Below are 20092 nucleotides of genomic sequence, written 5' to 3' on the forward strand. Positions count from 1 at the left end.
CTGGGACCTAGGTACGGGCAGCTTTCATCATGAGCAAAAAGCGTCAGGCTTGCGAGTTTGCAGTGGAAAAAAAAGTGATGTGTTGATGCTGGGTTTACGCTGTCAGTCTTAACTGGCGGCAGCCATTAGTGGATTTTTACCATCAGGTGGCCAGTGATGTCATTGTTTATCAGCCTGATTGCACCCTCGTGCGGCTTGCACCAGCGAAACTTCACGGGTAGCCAGTTGATAAAAGCTTTCTGGCAGCAGGACGGATAACCTTTGCCAGGTATTTAACCGAAGAGGCGTCGGCGTGTTGACGTAATCAATACCCTGAAGATGGGCATTGCGCAAAATAAACGGCATCACCGTAGTGGGCAACGCAAATCCACCTGCCAGCCCGCAGGCTGCCACCACGCCCGCATAATTCATCTGTGCCAGCAGGCATGCCAGCACGTTGTTACCCATGGTATCTATGGCACCGGTCCAGTGTTGTTTCTCCAGCGGTCGGGCATCACTGAACGCATCACGGGGCAGTATGTTACCTGCGCTCAGTTTGCGCAGATAGCCGTGGGCGGCGGCACGTCCGCTGACGGCGACAACCCGGTAGCCTAATGCGTTCAGCAGGGCGACAGCCGTGCTTCCTGCTTCGCCACTGGCACCAGTGACGACAACCTCTCCGCTTTCAGGCGTAACGCCCCGTCTTCCAGTGCCATCACGCATAGCATTGTTGTCAGACCTGCAGTACCGATAATCATGGTTTTCCGTCCGTCCAGCCTGTCGGGTAGCGGTACCAACCAGTCTGCTTTCACTCGTGCCTGTTCAGCGAACCCTCCCCAATGATTTTCGCCTGCGCCCCAGCCGGTAAGCAGTACCTCCTGACCGGGTTGAAAACGGGGATCGGCACTGTGTTGAATTTTTCCGGCGAAGTCGATGTCTGGGATCATGGGGAACTGGCGGATAATTTTTCCCTGTCCGCTGATGGCCAGCGCATCTTTGTAGTTGATACCTGACCAGTCTATATCCACCAGCACATCTCCCGGCGGCAACGCATCGGTATTGATGTTTTTTACCTGCGCCCAGGTTCTGCCCTCTTCCTGTTCAATAATAAGTGCTTGCATGAGAATCTCATTGAAATGACGGTCAGCGTACAATGATGGACTGACGACACTATGCTCCCGGCCTCCACCATTATTTTGAAATCATCTGATAAAACCTGTGCCAGGATATGGTATTTTCAGCCGCAATTTAACGTCATTAACCTGCAGCAGCCGATTAATGAATTATTTTAACCGTATTTGAAGAGCACAAGGATGCGACTAACCACCCGGCTTTCAGCCATAATCACTCTACTCAGCGCAGGCGCGATGTTACTCATGCTGGTGGGATGCATAATAAGCTTCTTCTATCTTAGCGATGAGCGCGCCGAGCACCGTTTACTAACCATGTCGCAAGATATTGATGCCGCGCTGGTGAATGAAACGCCGGAACAGATGTTGCCCTGGTTACCGCAGGTCATGGGACCGTTGCAAATCCATCGCATCCTGTTTATTGAAAACGGTAAGAAATCGCTGGAGCTGACTCATCACCAGGATGCCGTGCTGGAAGATGAACCGAACAAATATCGTGAGACTAACATTACATTAGAAAATCACCCTGCCTTTGCGCTCAGGATTATCTGGGTTGATACCGCCAAAACCTGGCTAAATTCTTTTATTGGCGCTTCTATTTTCACTATCATCATTTTTATCGTCAGCACCTTGATCCTGATTATGATACTGGCTCACCGTTGGCTATATCGCCAGCTGCAGGGGATGGAACATCTGGAGCTGCGCGCCGAAAAAGTGCTGAAAGGGCAGAGAGGTACTATTCGGCAGGGAAGCGTACACGAGTGGACTCCCAAAGCGAGCAGCGCTATCGATCTGCTATTAAGCGATCTTCACGAAGCAGCGGAACAGCGCAACCGCGTTGATACGTTAATTCGTGCCTTTGCCTCGAAAGATGCGAAAACCGGACTCAATAACCGCATGTTTTTCGACAATCAGTTGTCGACCATGCTGGAAGATACGGAAGGCACGGGCGCTCATGGCATGGTGATGATGATTCGCTTCGCTGATTTCGATACTCTGCGCGATAGCTGGGGGAGAAGTCTGACTAAAGAATATTTGTTTGACCTGGTCAATCTGCTTTCGACCTTTGTGATGCGCTACCCCGGCGCGCTACTGGCACGTTATTTCCGTAGCGATTTTGCTGTGCTGCTGCCACATCGTAGTCTGAAAGATGCGGATGGCATCGCCTCACAGCTGATCAATGCAGTGGATGCCTTGCCAGTCATGCGCAAGTTAGATCGTGAAGACATGATCCATATTGGTATCAGCGGCTGGTTTAGCGGACAAAGCACCCAGCAAGTTATGGAGAGTGTTGAAGTGGCGACACGGCATGCCGCGCTATCCGGTGGGAATAACTGGTCAGTGGGTGAGGCACCGCAGCAGGATCGTAGTCGCGGCAGCGTAAAGTGGCGAACCTTACTGGAAAAGACCTTACAGCGTAGCAGCGCGCGTTTGTACCAAAAGCCTGCCGTAACCTGTGCAGGCCATGTTGATCATCACGAGATTATGCCAAGGATTTTTGACGGCGAAAACGAAATTTCATCGGCGGAGTATCTGCCGTTTGTCCAGCAGCTGGGGCTGGCAGAAAGCTATGATCGTCAATTAGTGGCGAACATTTTGGCATTACTGCCCGTTTATCCAGAGGAAACCCTGGCTATTCCATTAATGGTCGATGCAATCATACGGCGTTCATTCCAGCGCTGGCTTCGCGATATGCTATTGCAATACACGAAACCGCAAAGAAATTGCATTTTATTTGAACTTGCTGAAGCCGACGTATGTCAACATAGCACTCGTCTGAGTACGGCTTTTCGATTATTGAAAGGTTTTGGCTGTCGGATAGCCATCAGTCAGGCAGGATTAACGGTGGTCAGCACCAGCTATATCAAGCAGTTTGACGTGGAACTGATTAAGTTGCATCCGGGGCTGGTTCGTAACATTGAGCAACGCACCGAAAATCAACTTTTCGTGCAAAGCCTGCTGGAGAGTTGCAAGCCTACAGCAACACGGGTTTTTGCAGCAGGCGTGAAGCGCGATGCTGAGTGGCAAACGCTGGTAGAACTGGGTGTTCAGGGGGGGCAGGGTGAGTATTTTGCCCCCCCTGAATTGCTTACCAGTGATGTTAAAAAATTTTCGCAAAGATACAGAGTTTAGCCTGCCGTTAATCTGGATTTCACGTAGAATAGCCGCGCGGCCATGTTGCCAGTGAGGGTTGACTGGGTAAACCAGTAAGACCGAATAATGTTATATTTTAGTTAGAATTTATGTACGTTATGTCCGTTGACCCGCCTGAAAGCAGGGGCGTGAAGTCTGATTTCCGGTGTTCTGATGGTCTGTTTATGGCCGATGATTCAGACGAAGAGATAGCGTGATTTTTCACCGAAGTAGAACATTTTTGCGCCTTGTCGCTGCTTCGTGTGGTTGGTAAAGTAAGCGGATTTTATTTTCCGCCCCCAGCTAGCAGGATTATCCTTCAGTATGTTTAAAAAATTCCGTGGCATGTTTTCCAATGACTTGTCCATCGATCTGGGTACAGCCAATACCCTGATTTATGTAAAGGGACAGGGCATCGTTCTTAATGAGCCGTCTGTTGTTGCTATCCGTCAGGATCGTGCTGGTTCTCCAAAGAGCGTTGCCGCTGTCGGTCATGACGCCAAGCAGATGCTGGGGCGTACGCCTGGCAATATCGCGGCTATTCGTCCAATGAAAGATGGCGTAATTGCTGATTTCTTTGTTACCGAAAAAATGCTGCAGCACTTTATTAAGCAGGTTCACAGCAACAGCTTTATGCGTCCCAGCCCGCGCGTCCTGGTTTGTGTGCCGGTGGGTGCAACGCAGGTTGAGCGCCGTGCAATCCGCGAGTCTGCTCAAGGGGCGGGGGCGCGTGAGGTCTTTTTAATCGAAGAACCTATGGCGGCTGCGATCGGCGCGGGTCTGCCGGTTTCTGAGGCTACCGGCTCCATGGTCGTGGATATTGGTGGTGGTACCACCGAAGTGGCCGTTATCTCCCTGAACGGGGTGGTGTATTCCTCTTCCGTACGTATTGGTGGTGACCGTTTCGACGAAGCCATTATTAATTACGTGCGCCGCAATTACGGCTCGCTGATCGGCGAAGCCACCGCAGAACGTATCAAACATGAAATTGGTTCCGCCTATCCCGGCGATGAGGTTCATGAAATAGAAGTGCGTGGCCGTAACCTTGCTGAAGGTGTACCACGCGGCTTTACGCTTAATTCCAACGAAATTCTCGAAGCGTTACAGGAACCGTTAACTGGCATTGTCAGCGCGGTGATGGTTGCCCTCGAGCAGTGTCCACCTGAGCTGGCATCAGACATTTCCGAGCGGGGTATGGTGCTGACCGGTGGTGGTGCGCTGTTACGCAATCTTGATCGTTTGCTAATGGAAGAAACCGGCATTCCTGTGGTGGTGGCAGAAGATCCTCTGACCTGTGTTGCCCGCGGTGGTGGTAAAGCGTTGGAAATGATCGACATGCACGGCGGCGATTTGTTCAGCGAAGAATAATTTGCCGGAAGGAGCGTGGCATTCTCTCCGCGCTCCTTTTTTAAGATGTCGAGGAATACGCCGAATTTATGAAGCCGATCTTCAGCAGAGGTCCCTCTCTGCAATTACGCTTGTTTTTAGCGGTCATCGTGGCGATAGGTGTCATTATTGCAGATAGCCGTCTGGGTGCTTTTAGCCAGATTCGTACTTATATGGATACGGCCGTCAGCCCGTTCTATTTTCTGGCTAATGGCCCTCGCCAGGCTTTGGACTCCCTGTCTGCTACCCTGGCTTCACGCCAGCAGCTTGAGCTGGAAAATAAAGCGTTACACCGCGAGCTGATGCTTAAAAACAGTGAATTGTTGTTAATCGGGCAGTTCAGGCAGGAAAATGCCCGACTGCGCGAATTACTTGGCTCGCCGCTGCGCCAGGATGAACAAAAAATGGTGGCCCAGGTGCTGTCGACCGGGACCGATCCCTATACCGATCAAGTCGTGATCGATAAAGGAAGCGTCAACGGCGTCTATGAAGGTCAGCCGATTATCAGTGATAAAGGTGTGGTCGGTCAGGTGGTCGCGGTGGGGAAAATTACCAGCCGGGTAATGTTGATTTGCGACTCCTCACACGCTTTACCTATTCAAGTACTGCGCAACGATATTCGCGTTATCGCAGCAGGTAATGGTTGCACGGAAGATTTGCAGCTGGAGCATTTACCGGGTAACACCGATATCCGTGTCGGAGATGTGTTGGTGACATCCGGGCTGGGGGGACGTTTTCCCGAAGGTTATCCGGTCGGTGTGGTATCAAACGTGAAACTGGATACACAGCGTGCTTATACGGTGATTCAGGCGCGATCCACCGCAGGACTGCAGCGGCTGCGTTATTTGCTTTTGCTGTGGGGAACTGATCGCAATGGTACGATGCCGCTGGCACCGGGTGAGGTGCATCGGGTCGCCAACGAGCGCCTCATGCAGATGATGCCTCAGGTTCTGCCAGCTGCCAGTGAGCTAATGGGGCCTCCCATTCCTGGCAGTCAACCCACGCCGGCAGGGAATAACACGTCAGCTGCGGCTGCCGTTCCGGGCGCGAACCGTTCGGCCTCTGCTTCTTACAGGAGCCAACCTTGAGCAGCTATCGCAGCCATGGCCGATGGGTTATCTGGCTGTCATTTCTGGTCGCGTTGATACTGCAAATTATGCCGTGGCCGGACCAGTTATTAATCTTCCGGCCGTCCTGGTTGCTGCTTATCCTTATCTATTGGGTACTGGCGTTACCACACCGGGTGAATGTGGGCACGGGATTCATGATGGGTTCTATAATGGATCTGATCTCTGGCTCTACACTGGGTGTACGCGCTCTGGCTTTCAGTATTATTGCTTATCTGGTGGCGTTTAAATTCCAGCTATTTCGTAATCTTGCGCTCTGGCAGCAGGCGATGATAGTGATAGTGCTGTCACTGGCGATGAATGTCATTGTTTTCTGGGCCCAGTTTCTGGTCATTAACATCTCGTTCCGACCGGAAATTTTTTGGGGCAGTGTTATTGATGGTGTTCTATGGCCCTGGCTGTTCTTGCTAATGAGAAAAATTCGCCGCCAGTTTGCTGTTCAATAAGGACGATTATGGTATCCCTCTATCTGGCTTCCGCCTCCCCCCGTCGCCGTGAACTATTAACGCAGCTTGGCCTGCATTTTGAATCTCTGAACGCGCCAGTCGAAGAGATCAGGTATCCTGATGAAAGGGCGGAGGTTTATGTTAGCCGCCTTGCGCGGGAAAAAGCTTGTGCTGGTCTGGCAATAGCCGAACAGGATTTGCCCGTTCTGGGAGCGGATACCATTGTGGTACTGAACAATGAGATCTTAGAAAAACCGGTTGATGAACAGGCAGCCGCCGGGATGTTGTCTAAACTGTCCGGGCAGACTCATCAGGTGATGACGGCCGTGGCGTTGATCGATCGCCAACAGCAGCTGACGTGTCTGGTCACGACGGACGTCACCTTCCGGGCTCTCACCTGCTATGAAATTGCTACCTACATTGCCAGCGGCGAGCCGATGGATAAGGCTGGTGCTTATGGTATTCAGGGAAAAGGCGGAAATTTTGTCAGAAAGATCAACGGCAGCTATCACGCCGTGGTCGGGCTTCCGCTGGTGGAAACGACGGAGCTACTCAACCATTTTCAATCGCTGCGTGAGGTAAGAGACAGACATCATGACAGCTGAGTTGTTGGTTAACATTACCCCCTCTGAGACCAGGGTGGCTTTGATTGATGGCGGTATCCTTCAGGAAATCCATATTGAGCGTGAAGCACGCAGAGGCATTGTAGGCAATATTTACAAAGGCCGTGTCAGTCGCGTACTGCCTGGTATGCAGGCCGCTTTTGTCGATATTGGGCTTGAGAAAGCAGCATTTCTGCATGCGTCAGACATCGTGCCGCACACCGAATGTGTTGCTGGTGACGAGCGGAAAAACTTCGCGGTCCGCGATATTTCCGAGCTGGTTCGGCAGGGACAGGACCTGATGGTTCAGGTGGTAAAAGATCCGCTCGGAACCAAAGGCGCACGTCTGACCACCGACATCACCCTGCCGTCACGCTATCTGGTCTTTATGCCGGGTGCGTCTCACGTTGGCGTGTCGCAGCGCATCGAAAGCGAAAAAGAGCGTGAGCGTCTTAAGTCGGTGGTGGCATCGTACTGTGACGAGCTGGGCGGCTACATTATTCGTACTGCGGCTGAGGGCGTCGGTGAAGTCGAGCTGGCCTCAGACGCTGCTTTTCTCAAACGGTTGTGGACGAAAGTCATTGAACGAAAGAAGCGTAATCAGACCCGCTGCCGTCTGTATGGCGAAGTGGCGCTGTCGCAGCGTATTTTGCGCGACTTTGCTGGGGCGGCACTGGATCGCATTCGTATTGATTCACGGCTGACCTACGAACATCTGGTCGAGTTCACCGGTGAATACATCCCGGAGATGACGGTAAAGCTTCAGCTTTATACTGGCAAACAACCCATCTTTGATCTGTTTGATGTGGAAAATGAGATTCAACGTTCGCTGGATCGCAAAGTGGAATTGAAATCCGGCGGCTATCTGATTATCGATCAGACCGAGGCGATGACCACGGTTGATATCAATACCGGTGCCTTTGTCGGGCACCGTAATCTTGACGAAACCATCTTTAATACCAACATTGAGGCGACGCAAGCCATTGCCCGTCAGTTACGCCTGCGTAATCTTGGTGGCATTATCATTATCGATTTTATTGATATGAATAATGAAGACCATCGACGTCGCGTGCTGTATTCTCTGGAGCAGGCACTGAGCAAAGACCGGGTGAAAACCGTTATCAATGGCTTCTCGCCGCTCGGGCTGGTGGAAATGACCCGCAAGCGTACGCGAGAGAGTATTGAGCATGTGTTGTGCCAAAATTGCCCGGTTTGTAAAGGCCGCGGAACGCTAAAAACGGTGGAAACGGTTTGCTATGAGATTATGCGTGAAATTGTGCGGGTGCATCATGCTTATGACTCAGACCGTTTTCTGGTCTATGCGTCCCCTGCTGTGGCCGATGCGTTGAAAACCGATGAATCTCATGCGCTGGCGGAAGTTGAGGTCTTCGTTGGCAAGCAGGTTAAGGTTCAAATTGAACTGCTCTACACTCAGGAGCAATTTGACGTGGTCATGATGTGATCCCGGCGTGGCGGAAGGCAAGGAGAAGCGTGTGAGGCGATTGCCGAGGATCCTGCTACACACCACAGCAACTATCGTGGTGCTTACCGCGCTGTTAGTCAGTGGGCTGCGCCTGGTGATGCCGCATATGAACGGCTGGCGCGAAACCATTGCGCAGCGTATTTCTTCTGCAACAGGCATGCCGGTACAGTTCAGCGAGCTGAACGGTAAGTGGGAAAATTTTGGTCCTGTTCTGGATATCAAAACCATTCAGGTGGGTTTGAAAGACGGGGGCGATTTAAAAATTGGTCGGGTGACGCTGGCACTCGATGTCTGGCAATCATTACTGCATTTTCGCTGGCAGTTTCGTAATCTTACTTTCTATAACCTCAATCTTGTCACCAACACCCCCCTGAGTACGGACACTAATGACAAAGCGCGGTTCAGGCCCGGTCAGTTAAGCGATCTCTTTCTTCGGCAGTTTGACCACTTTGATCTGCACCAGAGTCAGGTAAGCTTTCTTACGCCGTCAGGCCAGCGTGCTCATTTGGATATTCCACAGCTCACCTGGCTAAACGAAAAAAATCGTCATCGCGCGGAAGGTTTAGTCAGTCTTTCCAGCTTTACCGGGCAGCATGGCGTGGTGCAGGTTCGTCTCGATCTTAGCGATACCCGCGGTTATCTCGACACTGGACGGGCATGGATGCAGGCCGATGAGGTTGATGTGAAACCCTGGTTAGGCCAGTGGATGCGCGATAATACCTCGTTAAAAAGCGCCCGTTTTAGCCTGGCTGGGTGGCTCAGTCTCAGGGAGGGGGAAATTTATGATGGTGATGTTGTGTTAACCCAGGGCAGCGCTGAGTGGCAGGGTGATGGAAAGTCCCATCAACTGGCTATTCAGCATATGACCGCGCACGTTTCCCTATTTAACGGAGGGTGGCGCCTGGATGTGCCGCAAACCAGGCTGTCTACAGATGATAAACCCTGGCCGGTTGGCACGTTTTCGCTATTATGGCTACCGGAAGACAGCCTGCTACCCGGACTGGACCATCATCAGGAAGTCCGCGTTCGTGCAACCCATTTACAGCTTGACCGGCTGGATGCGCTGATTCCGCTCTTTTCTAAACTTTCTCCAGGCCTGCTGGATAACTGGCGCGCCTTACAGCCGCGTGGTCAGCTACAAACGTTGGCCGTCGATATCCCCCTCCAGCAGCTCGATGAAAGTCGTTTCCTGGCCACCTGGAATAACCTTAGCTGGCAGCACTGGCAACTGATACCGGGTATGGAGCATCTCAGTGGTTCTGCCAGCGGAAGTCTGGCGGACGGGCAGCTGAACTTTGTGCTCAATGATGCCCGTTTACCCTATGGCGACATGTTTCGTGCACCGCTGGAAATAGAACATGCCAGTGGTACGGTAAACTGGCAGCGCGATTCGCATAATCTGACAATGTCCGGTCATCAAATGGAAGTCAAAGCACGTTCCCTGTGGGCGAAAGGGGATTTCCACTGGACGCAGCCTGAGAACACTGCGCCCAGGCTGGATATTCTGGCGGGTATTAACGTCACGGACGGTGGCGATGCATGGCGCTACTTTCCCGAGCCGCTGATGGGTACCGCGCTGGTTAACTATCTTAGCGGTGCTATCAAAGGGGGGCAGGTGCAGAACGCTTCGCTGATTTTCGCCGGCGATCCCCATCTCTTTCCCTTTAAAAACAACGAAGGTCTGCTCCAGGTATGGGTGCCTCTCAGGCAGGGGACCTTTCAGTTTCAGCCCGGCTGGCCCGATCTGAAAAACCTGGATATCAACCTGGATTTTGTGAATGACGGGCTGTTTATGAAAGCTGACCAGACAAAACTTGGTAATGTGCAGGCCAGAAACATTTCAGCCGTCATCCCGGATTATCTTAAAGAACGGCTGATCATTGATGGTGATATTCAGAGTGAAGGCTCTGATGTCGGCACTTATTTTAATCAGACGCCATTAAAAAACACGCTTGGCGCGGCACTGAATCAACTCAAAATCAGTGGTGATGTGGGTGGTCACTTACATCTTAACATTCCGCTGGACGGGGAACAGGTCAGCGCGATCGGCGATGTTAATTTAAGCAATAACCAGCTACGTATTGAACCCTTGAAAAGCACGGTTAAGCAGCTCAGTGGACGCTTTACCTATGACAATGGCAACCTGCAAAGTGGGCCGCTGGTAGGCAATTGGTTTGGACAACCGCTTAAGGTCACCTTCAATACCCATGAAGGTGAAAAAGGCTATCAGATAGGTGTTGACCTCAATGGAGACTGGCACCCCGGCAACATGGATATCGTGCCTGCTGTGCTTAGAAAAAAACTGGCGGGCAATGCGGGCTGGCAAAGTAATGTAAAAATCACTTTGCCGCACGGCGGAGGCGCGGATTATCAGATAGAGCTGACGGGCGATATGCAGAACGTCAGCAGTTACTTACCACCGCCACTGGATAAAGACAGCGGGGCAGCAATGCCGATCAAAATCAGCGCCAGGGGCAACCTGCATACCTTTAATCTGAGCGGTGTCATTGCAGACAGCCATCGTTTCAACAGCCAGTGGCTTCTGGGCAAGCAATTGCGTATCGGACGAGGGATCTGGGAAAACGCCGCCTCGAAAACCCCAGCCCTGCCTGCATCTGGTGGTATGATCCTGAACCTGCCACCGCTGGACGGACAGGCCTGGTTTGCGCTGCTGGGATCGGGAAATGCGTCCGGGATTAAAGGAAACGCTAAGAGCCGTTCTTATTTACCGGGGGACATCACCCTGAGAACGCCTGTACTCACATTGGGTGGTCAGGACTGGCATGAACTTGATACCACCCTGGTGCAGACGATGAATGGCGATATGCAAATCCAGGCGAAAGGCAAAGAGATTGCAGGTCAGCTGCTTATGAACTCACATTCTCCGTGGGTTGCACACGTTAACTATCTTTATTACAACCCGCAGTGGTCAGCAAAAGCAGGTAGTTTCCCTTTTACCTGGGATACTACAGCAATCAATTTCCGCAACTGGCCTGCGCTGAATCTGACCTGTGATGAATGCTGGCTCCGCGGGCAGAATTTCGGCCATATCAAGGGAAATCTTACCCATGACAGTGATACGTTGACCTTACAAAATGGTCTGATTGACAGTGGCAGTGCCCGGCTGAGTATTGCCGGACAATGGGTTAACCGCCCGGGCGAGCAGCGCACGGCACTCAAAGGTGTGTTCAGTGGCAAGAAGATCGACGATGCGATGAACTGGTTTGGTATGAGCACGCCGCTAAGGGATTCTCCTTTTAACCTTCATTACGATCTGCACTGGCAGGCTGCGCCCTGGCCGCCCTCTGAAGCTACCCTGAGTGGCGTTCTGAAATCTCATCTTGGTGCGGGCCAGATTGCCGATGTGGATACCGTACGCGCAGCACAGCTGCTCCGCCTGGTCAGCGTGGATGCGCTACTGCGTAAATTGCGACTGGATTTCACCGATACCTTCAGCCAGGGATTCTATTTCGATTCCATCAACGGTACGGCATGGATTGATAAAGGGATATTGCGGACGGATAACCTGCTGGTTGATGGTCTTGAAGCCGATATTGCCATGAAGGGGCAGGTTGATCTTGTCCGGCGGGAGATCAATATGGAAGCGGTGGTTGCGCCGGCAATTTCTGCCACGGTTGGCGTGGCTGCGGCTTTTGCCGTCAATCCGGTGGTGGGAGCGGCGGTCTTTGCTGCCAGCAAGGTGCTTGGCCCACTCTGGAATAAGATCTCCGTACTCCGCTACCATATTTCCGGCCCCATTGATAAACCAAAGATTGATGAAGTGCTGCGCAAGCCAAGAGAAAACAGCCCGAAGTGAATTTGACGTGGCCGGTGAATTGCCGCAGGCTATAGAAATGCATTGCCAGTCGAGGCTGGCTCCGCCCAAATGAGCGAGAATACATGAGTCTGAATCTGGTAAGTGAGCGGTTGCTGACTGCTAACAATATTAATCAAGCCGACCTTTTTTCCCTTCTTGGCATGCTATCTGAACGCAAGCTGGATTACGCCGATCTCTATTTTCAATCCAGTATCCATGAATCCTGGGTTCTGGAAGATCGCATTATCAAAGACGGCTCGTGGAATATTGATCAAGGTGTGGGTGTTCGTGCCGTTAGCGGTGAGAAAACGGGTTTTGCCTATTCCGATCAAATTACGCTTGCAGCGCTAACGCAAAGCGCCAGCGCTGCCCGCAGTATTGTTCGTGAGCAGGGAAATGGCCAATCGCATATGCTCGGTGCTGTGGTGAATCGCCAGTTGTATCCGTCTGCCGATCCACTACAAAGCCTGACGAGGGAAGAGAAAATTGCGCTGTTACACCGCGTGGATAGCGTTGCGCGTGCTGCCGATAAGCGAGTACAGGAAGTGAGTGCCAGCCTGAGCGGCATTTATGAGATGGTGCTGGTTGCGGCAACGGATGGGACTCTGGCGGCGGATGTCCGTCCTCTGGTTCGACTTTCTATCAGCGTTCAGGCAGAGGAGGATGGTAAGCGCGAGCGGGGTGCCAGCGGCGGCGGCGGGCGTTTTGGCTATGAATTTTTCCTGGCGGATGAATCGGGCGAAATGCGTGCAGAGGCCTGGGCGCGAGAAGCAGTTCGTATGGCGCTGGTCAATCTGAGTGCGGTAGCCGCACCAGCCGGAGCCTTACCTGTGGTGCTGGGTGCTGGTTGGCCCGGTGTTCTGTTGCATGAAGCGGTGGGCCACGGGCTGGAAGGTGATTTTAACCGCCGCGGGACGTCAGTTTTCAGCGGGCAGCTGGGACAGCGGGTCGCGTCGGAGCTGTGTACCGTAGTCGACGATGGCACCCTTGACGGTTTGCGTGGCTCACTGGCGGTGGATGATGAAGGCGTACCGGGGCAGTACAACGTACTGATTGAAAATGGCATTCTGAAAGGCTACATGCAGGACAAGCTGAATGCCCGGCTGATGGGCGTTAACCCTACTGGTAATGGTCGCCGGGAATCTTATGCGCATCTGCCCATGCCGCGCATGACTAACACCTATATGCTTGCCGGGAAGTCAACTCCCCAGGATATTATCGAAAGCGTAGAATACGGACTTTTTGCGCCCAATTTTGGTGGTGGTCAGGTTGATATCACCTCCGGTAAATTTGTTTTCTCGACCTCTGAAGCCTATATGATTGAAAAAGGTAAAGTGACCAGACCGGTGAAAGGGGCAACGCTTATTGGTTCCGGCATTGAGGCTATGCAGCAAATCTCAATGGTGGGTAATGACCTTGCACTGGACAAAGGTGTTGGTGTGTGTGGCAAAGAAGGGCAAAGTTTGCCGGTCGGCGTCGGACAGCCAACGCTGAAGCTGGACAAAATCACCGTGGGCGGCACCGCCTGATTCACTGCGTCAACGGGGAACCCATGCCCCGTTTAACCAGCCCGAAACGCCTGGTAAAATTCCGCCACCTTATCGAAATAGTCCGTCAGATAGTTAATACAGACTTGTACCTTTAGCGGCAGCTTGTCTTTCTGAGTGTACAGCGCGTATACCGGGAGAGGGTTGGCGTGATAATGGGCAAACAGAATTTCTATTTTTCCGGCGTTAATCTCATCAATCACCCACATCAGCGGAACACAGGCGATGCCATTTCCTGCAACCAGCCAGCGGATAAGCGTTTGTGAATCTATTAGTGGCGAAAGATGAATCGACATGCCCTCCGGCGCGGTCAGTTCGAAATCGTTATTGGGCCGGACGATGTACTCAAGCCATGAAAAGTTGCTGATATCTTAGAGTTTTTCTGGCGTACCGTACTGCGCGAGGTAGCTTTTTGCGGCACACACCACTATCGGCAGGGTACGCAGTCTCCGGGAATACAGGCTTTAATCCTGCAGTGCTCCAACACGGATAACTAAATCCAGCACGTCAGCAATCAGGTCCGGTGCCGGAATACCGGTCACCAGATTGACGGTCAGTCCGGGATACTCTCGCAGCATTTCTGCTGTCATGGTTGCCAGCACATTCTGTGCCACCGTTGACGAGCTTCCAATGCGCAGCGTCCCTGCGGGCGTATTATTGAATGCCCAAAGCTGCTCATGGACCTGCTGTGCTTCTGGCAGCATCCGACGACAGCCCTGAAAATAGATTTTTCCGGCTTCGGTCAGTCCGATGCGCCTTGTACTACGATTAAGTAGTTTCACCTGAAGCTCATCTTCCAGTCTGGCGACGATCTGGCTGACGGCGGAAACGCTTATCTGTAGCTGGCAGGCTGCTGAAGTAAAGTAGCCAGGTTCAACCACGCGCGCGAATACCGACATCCGCTTAAGCATTTCCATTATTCACCCTGGTTTAAAAGTGATTTAGAGCACATTAAGTAGATAACACATAGTCAATAGCGTTACTATAGCGCGGCCGGATCACTATTCTGTTACTCAGCGCGCCAGCTGCCAGACATATTACGCTATTATTTATTCAGCGTTGGTTAAGAGGCAGTGCGGCTATTTTATCATCAAGTGATTCAGTTACGATCATCCCTCCATGGGAGGTGGTTGAAGTTTGGTGAAAAGCGCACCCGGTAATGTACTGACAAGGATAAGAAATGAGCGTGCTTCCGGTTATCATCATATTTGGGATCTCTTTCCCGCCCCTTTTCTTTGAAATCATTGTGTCACTGATGCTGTTCTGGCTGGTGTGCCGCTTGCTCACACCTACCGGGATCTATGACCTGGTCTGGCACCCTGCATTGTTCAATACAGCACTCTGGTGCTGCCTGTTCTACCTGGTTTCCCGCTTGTTTGTCTGAGGTCATAGTGAAAGCACTAACTAGAAAAATCTCCCGATTTGCCATAACGCTCATTCTGGTCATCCTGGCTGTGATTGTCATTTTCCAGGCATGGGTGTTTTACACTGAATCACCATGGACCCGTGATGCCAAATTCACTGCCGACGTGGTAGCGATTGCCCCCGACGTTAGCGGTTTAATTTCTGACGTGCAGGTGCGTGATAACCAGCTGGTTAAAAAAGATCAGGTGCTGTTTGTCATCGACAAGTCTCGCTACCAGCAGACGCTGGGTGAGGCAGAGGCGGATGTGGCCTATTACCAGGCGCTGTTGGATGAAAAGCGCCGGGAAGCATTCCGTCGCAACAAACTCGGCGTGTCGGCTATATCACGAGAAGCGATCGATCAGGCCAATAATGACTATCAGGTCAGTGAACAACAGTTGGCAAAGGCCCTTGCCACCCGCGACACAGCCAGACTGGATTTGGAGCGCACGGTCGTTAAGGCTCCCGCAGACGGTTGGGTGACTAATCTTAACGTTTATCGTGGTGAATTCATTACGCGTTGCTCCACTGCCGTCGCACTGGTTCAGCAGCACACTTTCTACATCCTGGCCTATATGGAAGAAACCAAGCTTAAGGGCGTGCGCCCCGGCTATCGTGTCGAAATCACACCATTGGGCAGCACTCAGGTGCTGTATGGTACTGTCGATAGCGTTGCTGCCGGGGTAACGAACAGCAGCAGCACGGTGGATAGCAAAGGAATGGCGACCATTGACTCGAATCTTGAATGGGTCCGCTTGGCCCAACGCATACCGGTGCGTATTCATCTCGATCGGCAGCCCGGCAATCTTTATCCTGCGGGTACCACTGCAACCGTCGTGGTCACAGGTGCACAAGACCGTCAGCCTGAGCAAAAACCGGCCTTCATAAAACTAATGCAACGTCTGCGCGAGTTTGGTTAATCGTATGGAATGGTATCGTTTACGGTTTCCGGCGAAGATAACATTTGCCATTTTACTGGCGCTGTTTATTGGCTTTCATTTTAATCTTGAGACGCCACGCTGGGCGGTGATGACCGCCTGTATTGTTGCCGGAGGAACGGCATTTGCGGCAGGAGGCGACCCGTTCTCCGGGGCGCTGCGCCATCGGGGAATGCTGCGTATTATTGGTACTTTCCTTGGCTGTATTGCTGCTCTGGCCATCATGATTGCTACCATCCGGGCTCCGGCGTTAATGTTGTTACTGTGCTGCATCTGGACGGGGTTCTGTGTCTGGCTTTCATCGCTGATTAAGGTTGAAAACTCTTATGCCTTAGGGCTTGCCGGCTATACCGCACTGATTATTGTTGTTAGCGTGAATGCCAATGGTTCAGTACTGCTTGCTCCGCAGTTTGCCATTGAACGCTGTAGCGAAATTATCATCGGCATTGTTTGTGCCATCCTGGCTGACATGTTGTTTTCACCACGCTCAATCAAACAGGATATTGATCGTGAAATCGATGCGTTATTAGTCGATCAATATAAACTGATGCAGGTTTGCGTCGCGCCTGGCGAAAAAGAAGACGTTGATAAAGCCTGGACCGGGCTGGTGCGTCGCACTACGGCGTTGAACCTGATGCGTACCCATTTAATGATGGAATCGGGCCGATGGCACAGGATTGAGCGGCGGATGCGTGCGCTCAATACGCTATCCCTCACGTTGATCACTCAGGCTTGTGAAACCTATCTGATTCAGAATACCCGGCAGGAATATATACCGCCGCAATTTCATCTTTTTTTTGAAAAACCGGTGGAAAACATCGCTGATGTTCATAAGAACATGAAGGTTATGCGGCGGGTGATCACGGCCAGCGGCACCAAAAATATGCCGGTCACTATTGGTAACTGGGTGGTCGCTGCAACACGCTACCTGCTGTTGTTAAAAGGGATTCATACCAACAGCAGCATTAGCCGCATTGAAGAGGATGTACTGGCTGGCGAGCCAGTGATCAAAATGCGTTCCGCAGAATCCCGGCATGCGTTAATTAACGGATTACGCACTTTTGTGGCAACCGCCACGGGCTCATTGTTCTGGCTGTGGAGCGGCTGGACTTCCGGTAGCGGCGCGATGGTAATGATTGCGGTGATCACCGCACTGGCGATGAGAATGCCGAATCCATTGATGATGGTGAAGGATTTTCTTTACGGCATGATCGTCGCGATCCCACTGGGTTCGCTCTATTACATGATGATCATGCCCGCTACGCAGCAGAGTATGCTACTGCTCAGTATTGCGCTGGGTGTCATGGCGTTTATTGGTGGAATGCTGATTCAGCGCCGTCAGGTCGGTACGTTGGGGGCGCTGGTTGGCACCATTAATATTCTTACCCTCGATAATCCGATGACCTTCAAAGTCAGCTCTTTTCTCGATAGCGCTCTGGGGCAGGCCATTGGCGGTTTCCTGGCTCTTCTGGTGATTTTGTTAATTCGTGATAACAGTAAAGCCCGCACTGGCCGAACATTGCTCAACCGTTTTATGTATTCTGCCGTATCTGCGATGACCACCAATCAGGCACGTCGGCGGGAAAATCATCTGCCAGTGCTTTATCACCAGCTGTTCATGCTGCTGAATATGTTTCCAGGCGATATCAATAAATTTCGCATTGCCCTGCTGCTGATTATCAGTCATCAGCGCCTGTGTAATGCCGATATTCCGGTGAACAGCGACCTCTCTGCATTTCATAAACAGCTGAGGCAAACGGCCGATCGCGTGATTGCCGCACGCAACGATGTTAAACGTCGCGACTCTTTTCTGCGTTTACTGGCTGAACTGGACATCTATCAGGAAAAGCTATGCTACTACGATGCGCCATTCAGCGTCACCGAATCCGTCCACCGCCTTGCGGGAATGCTCAGGAAATATCAAAACACACTGATTCAAATTTGACCGATGCCGGAGCCCGGCACCGGGTTTTCCTTTGTCATGCCGCTCTCTTTCCCGCCATCTATACTTATTGCAAAGCCAAATCATGCAGGCGAAAACGATGAGCAGCTCGCTTCAGGACCATGAATTATTTTGAATCGGTTATTTCTGCGGTGGACAGTGGTTAAAATGTGCCAATACATTTGATGTACGTAATCCTGCGATCGGTGAGGTGATTGCTCGCGTGGCTAATGCAGGTACAACGGAAACAGAACGGGCCATTGATGCAGCGGTGAAAGCATTCCCTGTCTGGCGAGCTAAAACCGCTAAAGAACGCAGTGAAGTTCTTTGTCGCTGGTACCAGCTGATACTGGATAACGAATCCTGGCTGGCAAGGTTGATGACGGCAGAGCAGGGCAAGCCGATGAAAGAAGCCGAAGGTGAAGTGGAATACGCCGCCAGTTTGATTCAATGGTTCGCAGAGCAGGCTAAACGTGCTAATGGTGAGATTAATTGTACCCGCTCAGACCTGATCTGACAGTTACCGGTTATTTATACAGGTGTCTGTCGGATTACATCCGGTTCAGATCCTTTTCTGCACAGACACGTTTTCCATCAGGTAACCTGCCCACTGGCGTTCGCCCGCCGCACATTTTCCCCTGATGAGTCCGCTCATTATTGTCATGCCACAACCCGTTGTCCGGATCCGTTTGCAGGCTCTCCCGCTCCCCATATGACTTCTTGCGGAACGTAACCTGATAAAAATCCTGCAAAATCGTTTTATGGAAGTGCTCACCGATGCCGTTGGCCTGTGGGGACATCGCCTTCGTTTTCGTATGGGCGATATCGTTGATGGCCAGATAAAGCTGGTAATCATGCTGCTCCACCTTACCACAGTACTCCGTTCCTCTGTCGAGTCAGTATTCTCAGCACCGGCAGCCCCTGAGCCTCACAGAACGGCAGTACGCGATCATTTAGCAGGCCGGCGGCGGTGTTCGGCGTTTTACTCGTATACCGCTTGCAGTGCGCCACTTTCGGGTATGTATCCACGAACGTCTGCGGGCAGATACGGCCCACACCCTTTCAGATCGCCAGCACAGAAGGTGTCCTGCGACCCGGGATAGCCCGGGTGAGCGGTCTCGATTTCGCCATTGGCCTCATCATCATGCGCCTTTTTTCTCCAGCGCGGCGATTGGGGCACCGGTAAGCACGATGGCTTCTCTGGCGAGCTTTTCCTCAGGCGCCTTCAGGCGTTTACGGAAGTTCTCCAGGTCGTGTCGTTGCCAGATGGCGCGCACGCCGCTGCCGGAGGTAAACACGCCTTTTTTACGCAGCTCATCACTGGTCCGGTGTCAGATCACGTCGCGACGAATACAGATTAGCCCACCAGCAAAGCTTGGCTTCGCGAATTTTGGCTACTCGTGAGCCTGTGGGTGTAGTGGTTGCCATTACGCCGTGGCATTTTCCAATGGTTATGCTGACGCGAAAATCAGGTCCGGCGCTGGCGGCTGGCTGTACCGGGATAATTAAGCCCGTGAACAATACGCCTCTTGCGGCGTTTACACTGGTTGCCCTTGCAAAATGGAGCAGGCGGTATGAGAAAAGAGACTTTCGATTTTAAAGAAATTACCGATCAGGGCAATTTTTATCGTCACTTTAATGCGTGTTTTGCATTGAATGACCTGTCTGCCAGCGATCTGGATACCTTATGGGATGCAATAGCATCGGGAAGGTTACCTATACCTTTGGAAATTGAATTTATTCATCTGACCAGTGTGCAAAGACGGCGATATGGCGCACTTATTCTGCTTTTTGACGAGGCTGAAGAGGAGCAGGAGGGGCAACTCTGCTTTAACCTGAAATAACGTGCTGGAAAAAGTTTCCGGGCGGAGAGAAAGTGGCAGCAGAGACTTTGCATTCGCTTAGTTTATCGCCGAAACAAAATTACTTGTACCGTTCAGCAGTTGCGTGATAGTTGTCGTTGTTATATGCCTCAATAACACGACAGGATTTTGCGCCCTGCTCGTCGGCTTTTTGTGAAAGTTCCTCTCTGATATCCGTTTGTGCGCCAGCTACACCACTGACGCTAATTATTCCGACAGATTGCATATTTTGTGCTTGTTCTGCGTTAACGGAATTATAAGCTATAAAAATAACAGGCTAAGATTAAAAATGATTA

At 51.8% G+C, this 20092-nt stretch carries 12 protein-coding genes and 6 pseudogenes; 14 read left to right on the forward strand and 4 right to left on the reverse strand.

Annotated features, from left to right (window positions below; all coding sequences use genetic code 11):
- Nucleotides 1-125: 125 nt before the first annotated feature.
- Nucleotides 126-1100, reverse strand: a pseudogene (locus LU633_RS03560) (MDR family oxidoreductase).
- Nucleotides 1101-1292: 192 nt separating this feature from the next.
- Here LU633_RS03560 and csrD point away from each other — a divergent pair.
- From csrD to tldD, 8 genes are all read left to right on the forward strand, one after another.
- Complete coding sequence (gene csrD, locus LU633_RS03565) at nt 1293-3242, forward strand: RNase E specificity factor CsrD (protein ID WP_040465446.1); 1950 nt, start codon at nt 1293-1295, stop codon at nt 3240-3242.
- A 324-nt stretch (nt 3243-3566) separates the two neighbouring features.
- Nucleotides 3567-4610, forward strand: a complete 1044-nt coding sequence (gene mreB / locus LU633_RS03570) for a rod shape-determining protein MreB (protein ID WP_016190605.1) — start codon at nt 3567-3569, stop codon at nt 4608-4610.
- A gap of 68 nt (nt 4611-4678) precedes the next feature.
- On the forward strand, nt 4679-5716 hold the full coding sequence (gene mreC, locus LU633_RS03575) for a rod shape-determining protein MreC (RefSeq protein ID WP_016190604.1): 1038 nt from the start codon (nt 4679-4681) through the stop codon (nt 5714-5716).
- Nucleotides 5713-6201, forward strand: coding sequence for a rod shape-determining protein MreD (mreD, locus tag LU633_RS03580; RefSeq protein ID WP_016190603.1), 489 nt, complete (start codon nt 5713-5715; stop codon nt 6199-6201). Before mreC ends, mreD begins: the two co-directional genes overlap by 4 nt.
- An 8-nt stretch (nt 6202-6209) precedes the next feature.
- A complete protein-coding gene (locus LU633_RS03585; protein ID WP_016190602.1) occupies nt 6210-6806 on the forward strand; it encodes a Maf family protein in 597 nt (198 codons plus the stop codon).
- Complete coding sequence (gene rng / locus LU633_RS03590) at nt 6796-8265, forward strand: ribonuclease G (RefSeq protein ID WP_016190601.1); 1470 nt, start codon at nt 6796-6798, stop codon at nt 8263-8265. The genes LU633_RS03585 and rng overlap by 11 nt, the downstream gene beginning before the upstream one ends.
- Nucleotides 8266-8296: 31 nt before the next feature.
- A complete protein-coding gene (gene yhdP / locus LU633_RS03595; protein WP_040465485.1) occupies nt 8297-12103 on the forward strand; it encodes an AsmA2 domain-containing protein YhdP in 3807 nt (1268 codons plus the stop codon).
- Nucleotides 12104-12186: 83 nt separating this feature from the next.
- Nucleotides 12187-13632 (forward strand): metalloprotease TldD, encoded by a 1446-nt coding sequence (gene tldD / locus LU633_RS03600; protein ID WP_016190599.1) that lies wholly within the window; start codon nt 12187-12189, stop codon nt 13630-13632.
- Nucleotides 13633-13664: 32 nt separating this feature from the next.
- Here tldD and aaeR read toward each other — a convergent pair.
- A pseudogene (gene aaeR / locus LU633_RS03605) lies at nt 13665-14567 on the reverse strand (HTH-type transcriptional activator AaeR).
- Nucleotides 14568-14830: 263 nt separating this feature from the next.
- On the opposite strand from aaeR, the gene aaeX reads away from it, so the two are divergent.
- The 4 genes and pseudogenes from aaeX to LU633_RS03625 all read left to right on the forward strand — a co-directional run.
- A complete protein-coding gene (gene aaeX / locus LU633_RS03610; RefSeq protein ID WP_016190596.1) occupies nt 14831-15034 on the forward strand; it encodes a p-hydroxybenzoic acid efflux pump operon protein AaeX in 204 nt (67 codons plus the stop codon).
- Between the two features lie 7 nt (nt 15035-15041).
- Nucleotides 15042-15974, forward strand: a complete 933-nt coding sequence (gene aaeA / locus LU633_RS03615; protein WP_016190595.1) for a p-hydroxybenzoic acid efflux pump subunit AaeA — start codon at nt 15042-15044, stop codon at nt 15972-15974.
- A 4-nt stretch (nt 15975-15978) separates the two neighbouring features.
- Nucleotides 15979-17937, forward strand: coding sequence for a p-hydroxybenzoic acid efflux pump subunit AaeB (gene aaeB / locus LU633_RS03620; RefSeq protein WP_016190594.1), 1959 nt, complete (start codon nt 15979-15981; stop codon nt 17935-17937).
- Between the two features lie 133 nt (nt 17938-18070).
- Nucleotides 18071-18424 (forward strand): annotated as a pseudogene (locus LU633_RS03625) (aldehyde dehydrogenase family protein); the annotation flags it as partial.
- Between the two features lie 61 nt (nt 18425-18485).
- Here LU633_RS03625 and LU633_RS03630 read toward each other — a convergent pair.
- A pseudogene (locus tag LU633_RS03630) lies at nt 18486-19265 on the reverse strand (IS481 family transposase); the annotation flags it as partial.
- A gap of 22 nt (nt 19266-19287) precedes the next feature.
- On the opposite strand from LU633_RS03630, the pseudogene LU633_RS03635 reads away from it, so the two are divergent.
- Both LU633_RS03635 and LU633_RS03640 read left to right on the forward strand, forming a co-directional pair.
- A pseudogene (locus tag LU633_RS03635) lies at nt 19288-19495 on the forward strand (aldehyde dehydrogenase family protein); the annotation flags it as partial.
- 13 nt (nt 19496-19508) lie between these two features.
- Nucleotides 19509-19778, forward strand: a complete 270-nt coding sequence (locus LU633_RS03640; protein WP_016190591.1) for a barstar family protein — start codon at nt 19509-19511, stop codon at nt 19776-19778.
- Between the two features lie 79 nt (nt 19779-19857).
- Here LU633_RS03640 and LU633_RS03645 read toward each other — a convergent pair.
- Nucleotides 19858-20043, reverse strand: a pseudogene (locus LU633_RS03645) (YdgH/BhsA/McbA-like domain containing protein); the annotation flags it as partial.
- Nucleotides 20044-20092 lie beyond the last annotated feature (49 nt).

The organism is Erwinia tracheiphila, assembly GCF_021365465.1.
Lineage (GTDB): Bacteria > Pseudomonadota > Gammaproteobacteria > Enterobacterales > Enterobacteriaceae > Erwinia > Erwinia tracheiphila.

Excerpts from the sequence above, each read along its gene's own strand:
- csrD (WP_040465446.1), top strand. The coding sequence starts at position 1,293 with ATGCGACTAACCACCCGGCTTTCAGCCATAATCACTCTACTCAGCGCA.
- mreB (WP_016190605.1), top strand. The coding sequence starts at position 3,567 with ATGTTTAAAAAATTCCGTGGCATGTTTTCCAATGACTTGTCCATCGAT.
- mreC (WP_016190604.1), top strand. The coding sequence starts at position 4,679 with ATGAAGCCGATCTTCAGCAGAGGTCCCTCTCTGCAATTACGCTTGTTT.
- LU633_RS03585 (WP_016190602.1), top strand. The coding sequence starts at position 6,210 with ATGGTATCCCTCTATCTGGCTTCCGCCTCCCCCCGTCGCCGTGAACTA.
- rng (WP_016190601.1), top strand. The coding sequence starts at position 6,796 with ATGACAGCTGAGTTGTTGGTTAACATTACCCCCTCTGAGACCAGGGTG.
- tldD (WP_016190599.1), top strand. The coding sequence starts at position 12,187 with ATGAGTCTGAATCTGGTAAGTGAGCGGTTGCTGACTGCTAACAATATT.
- aaeX (WP_016190596.1), top strand. The coding sequence starts at position 14,831 with ATGAGCGTGCTTCCGGTTATCATCATATTTGGGATCTCTTTCCCGCCC.
- aaeB (WP_016190594.1), top strand. The coding sequence starts at position 15,979 with ATGGAATGGTATCGTTTACGGTTTCCGGCGAAGATAACATTTGCCATT.
- LU633_RS03640 (WP_016190591.1), top strand. The coding sequence starts at position 19,509 with ATGAGAAAAGAGACTTTCGATTTTAAAGAAATTACCGATCAGGGCAAT.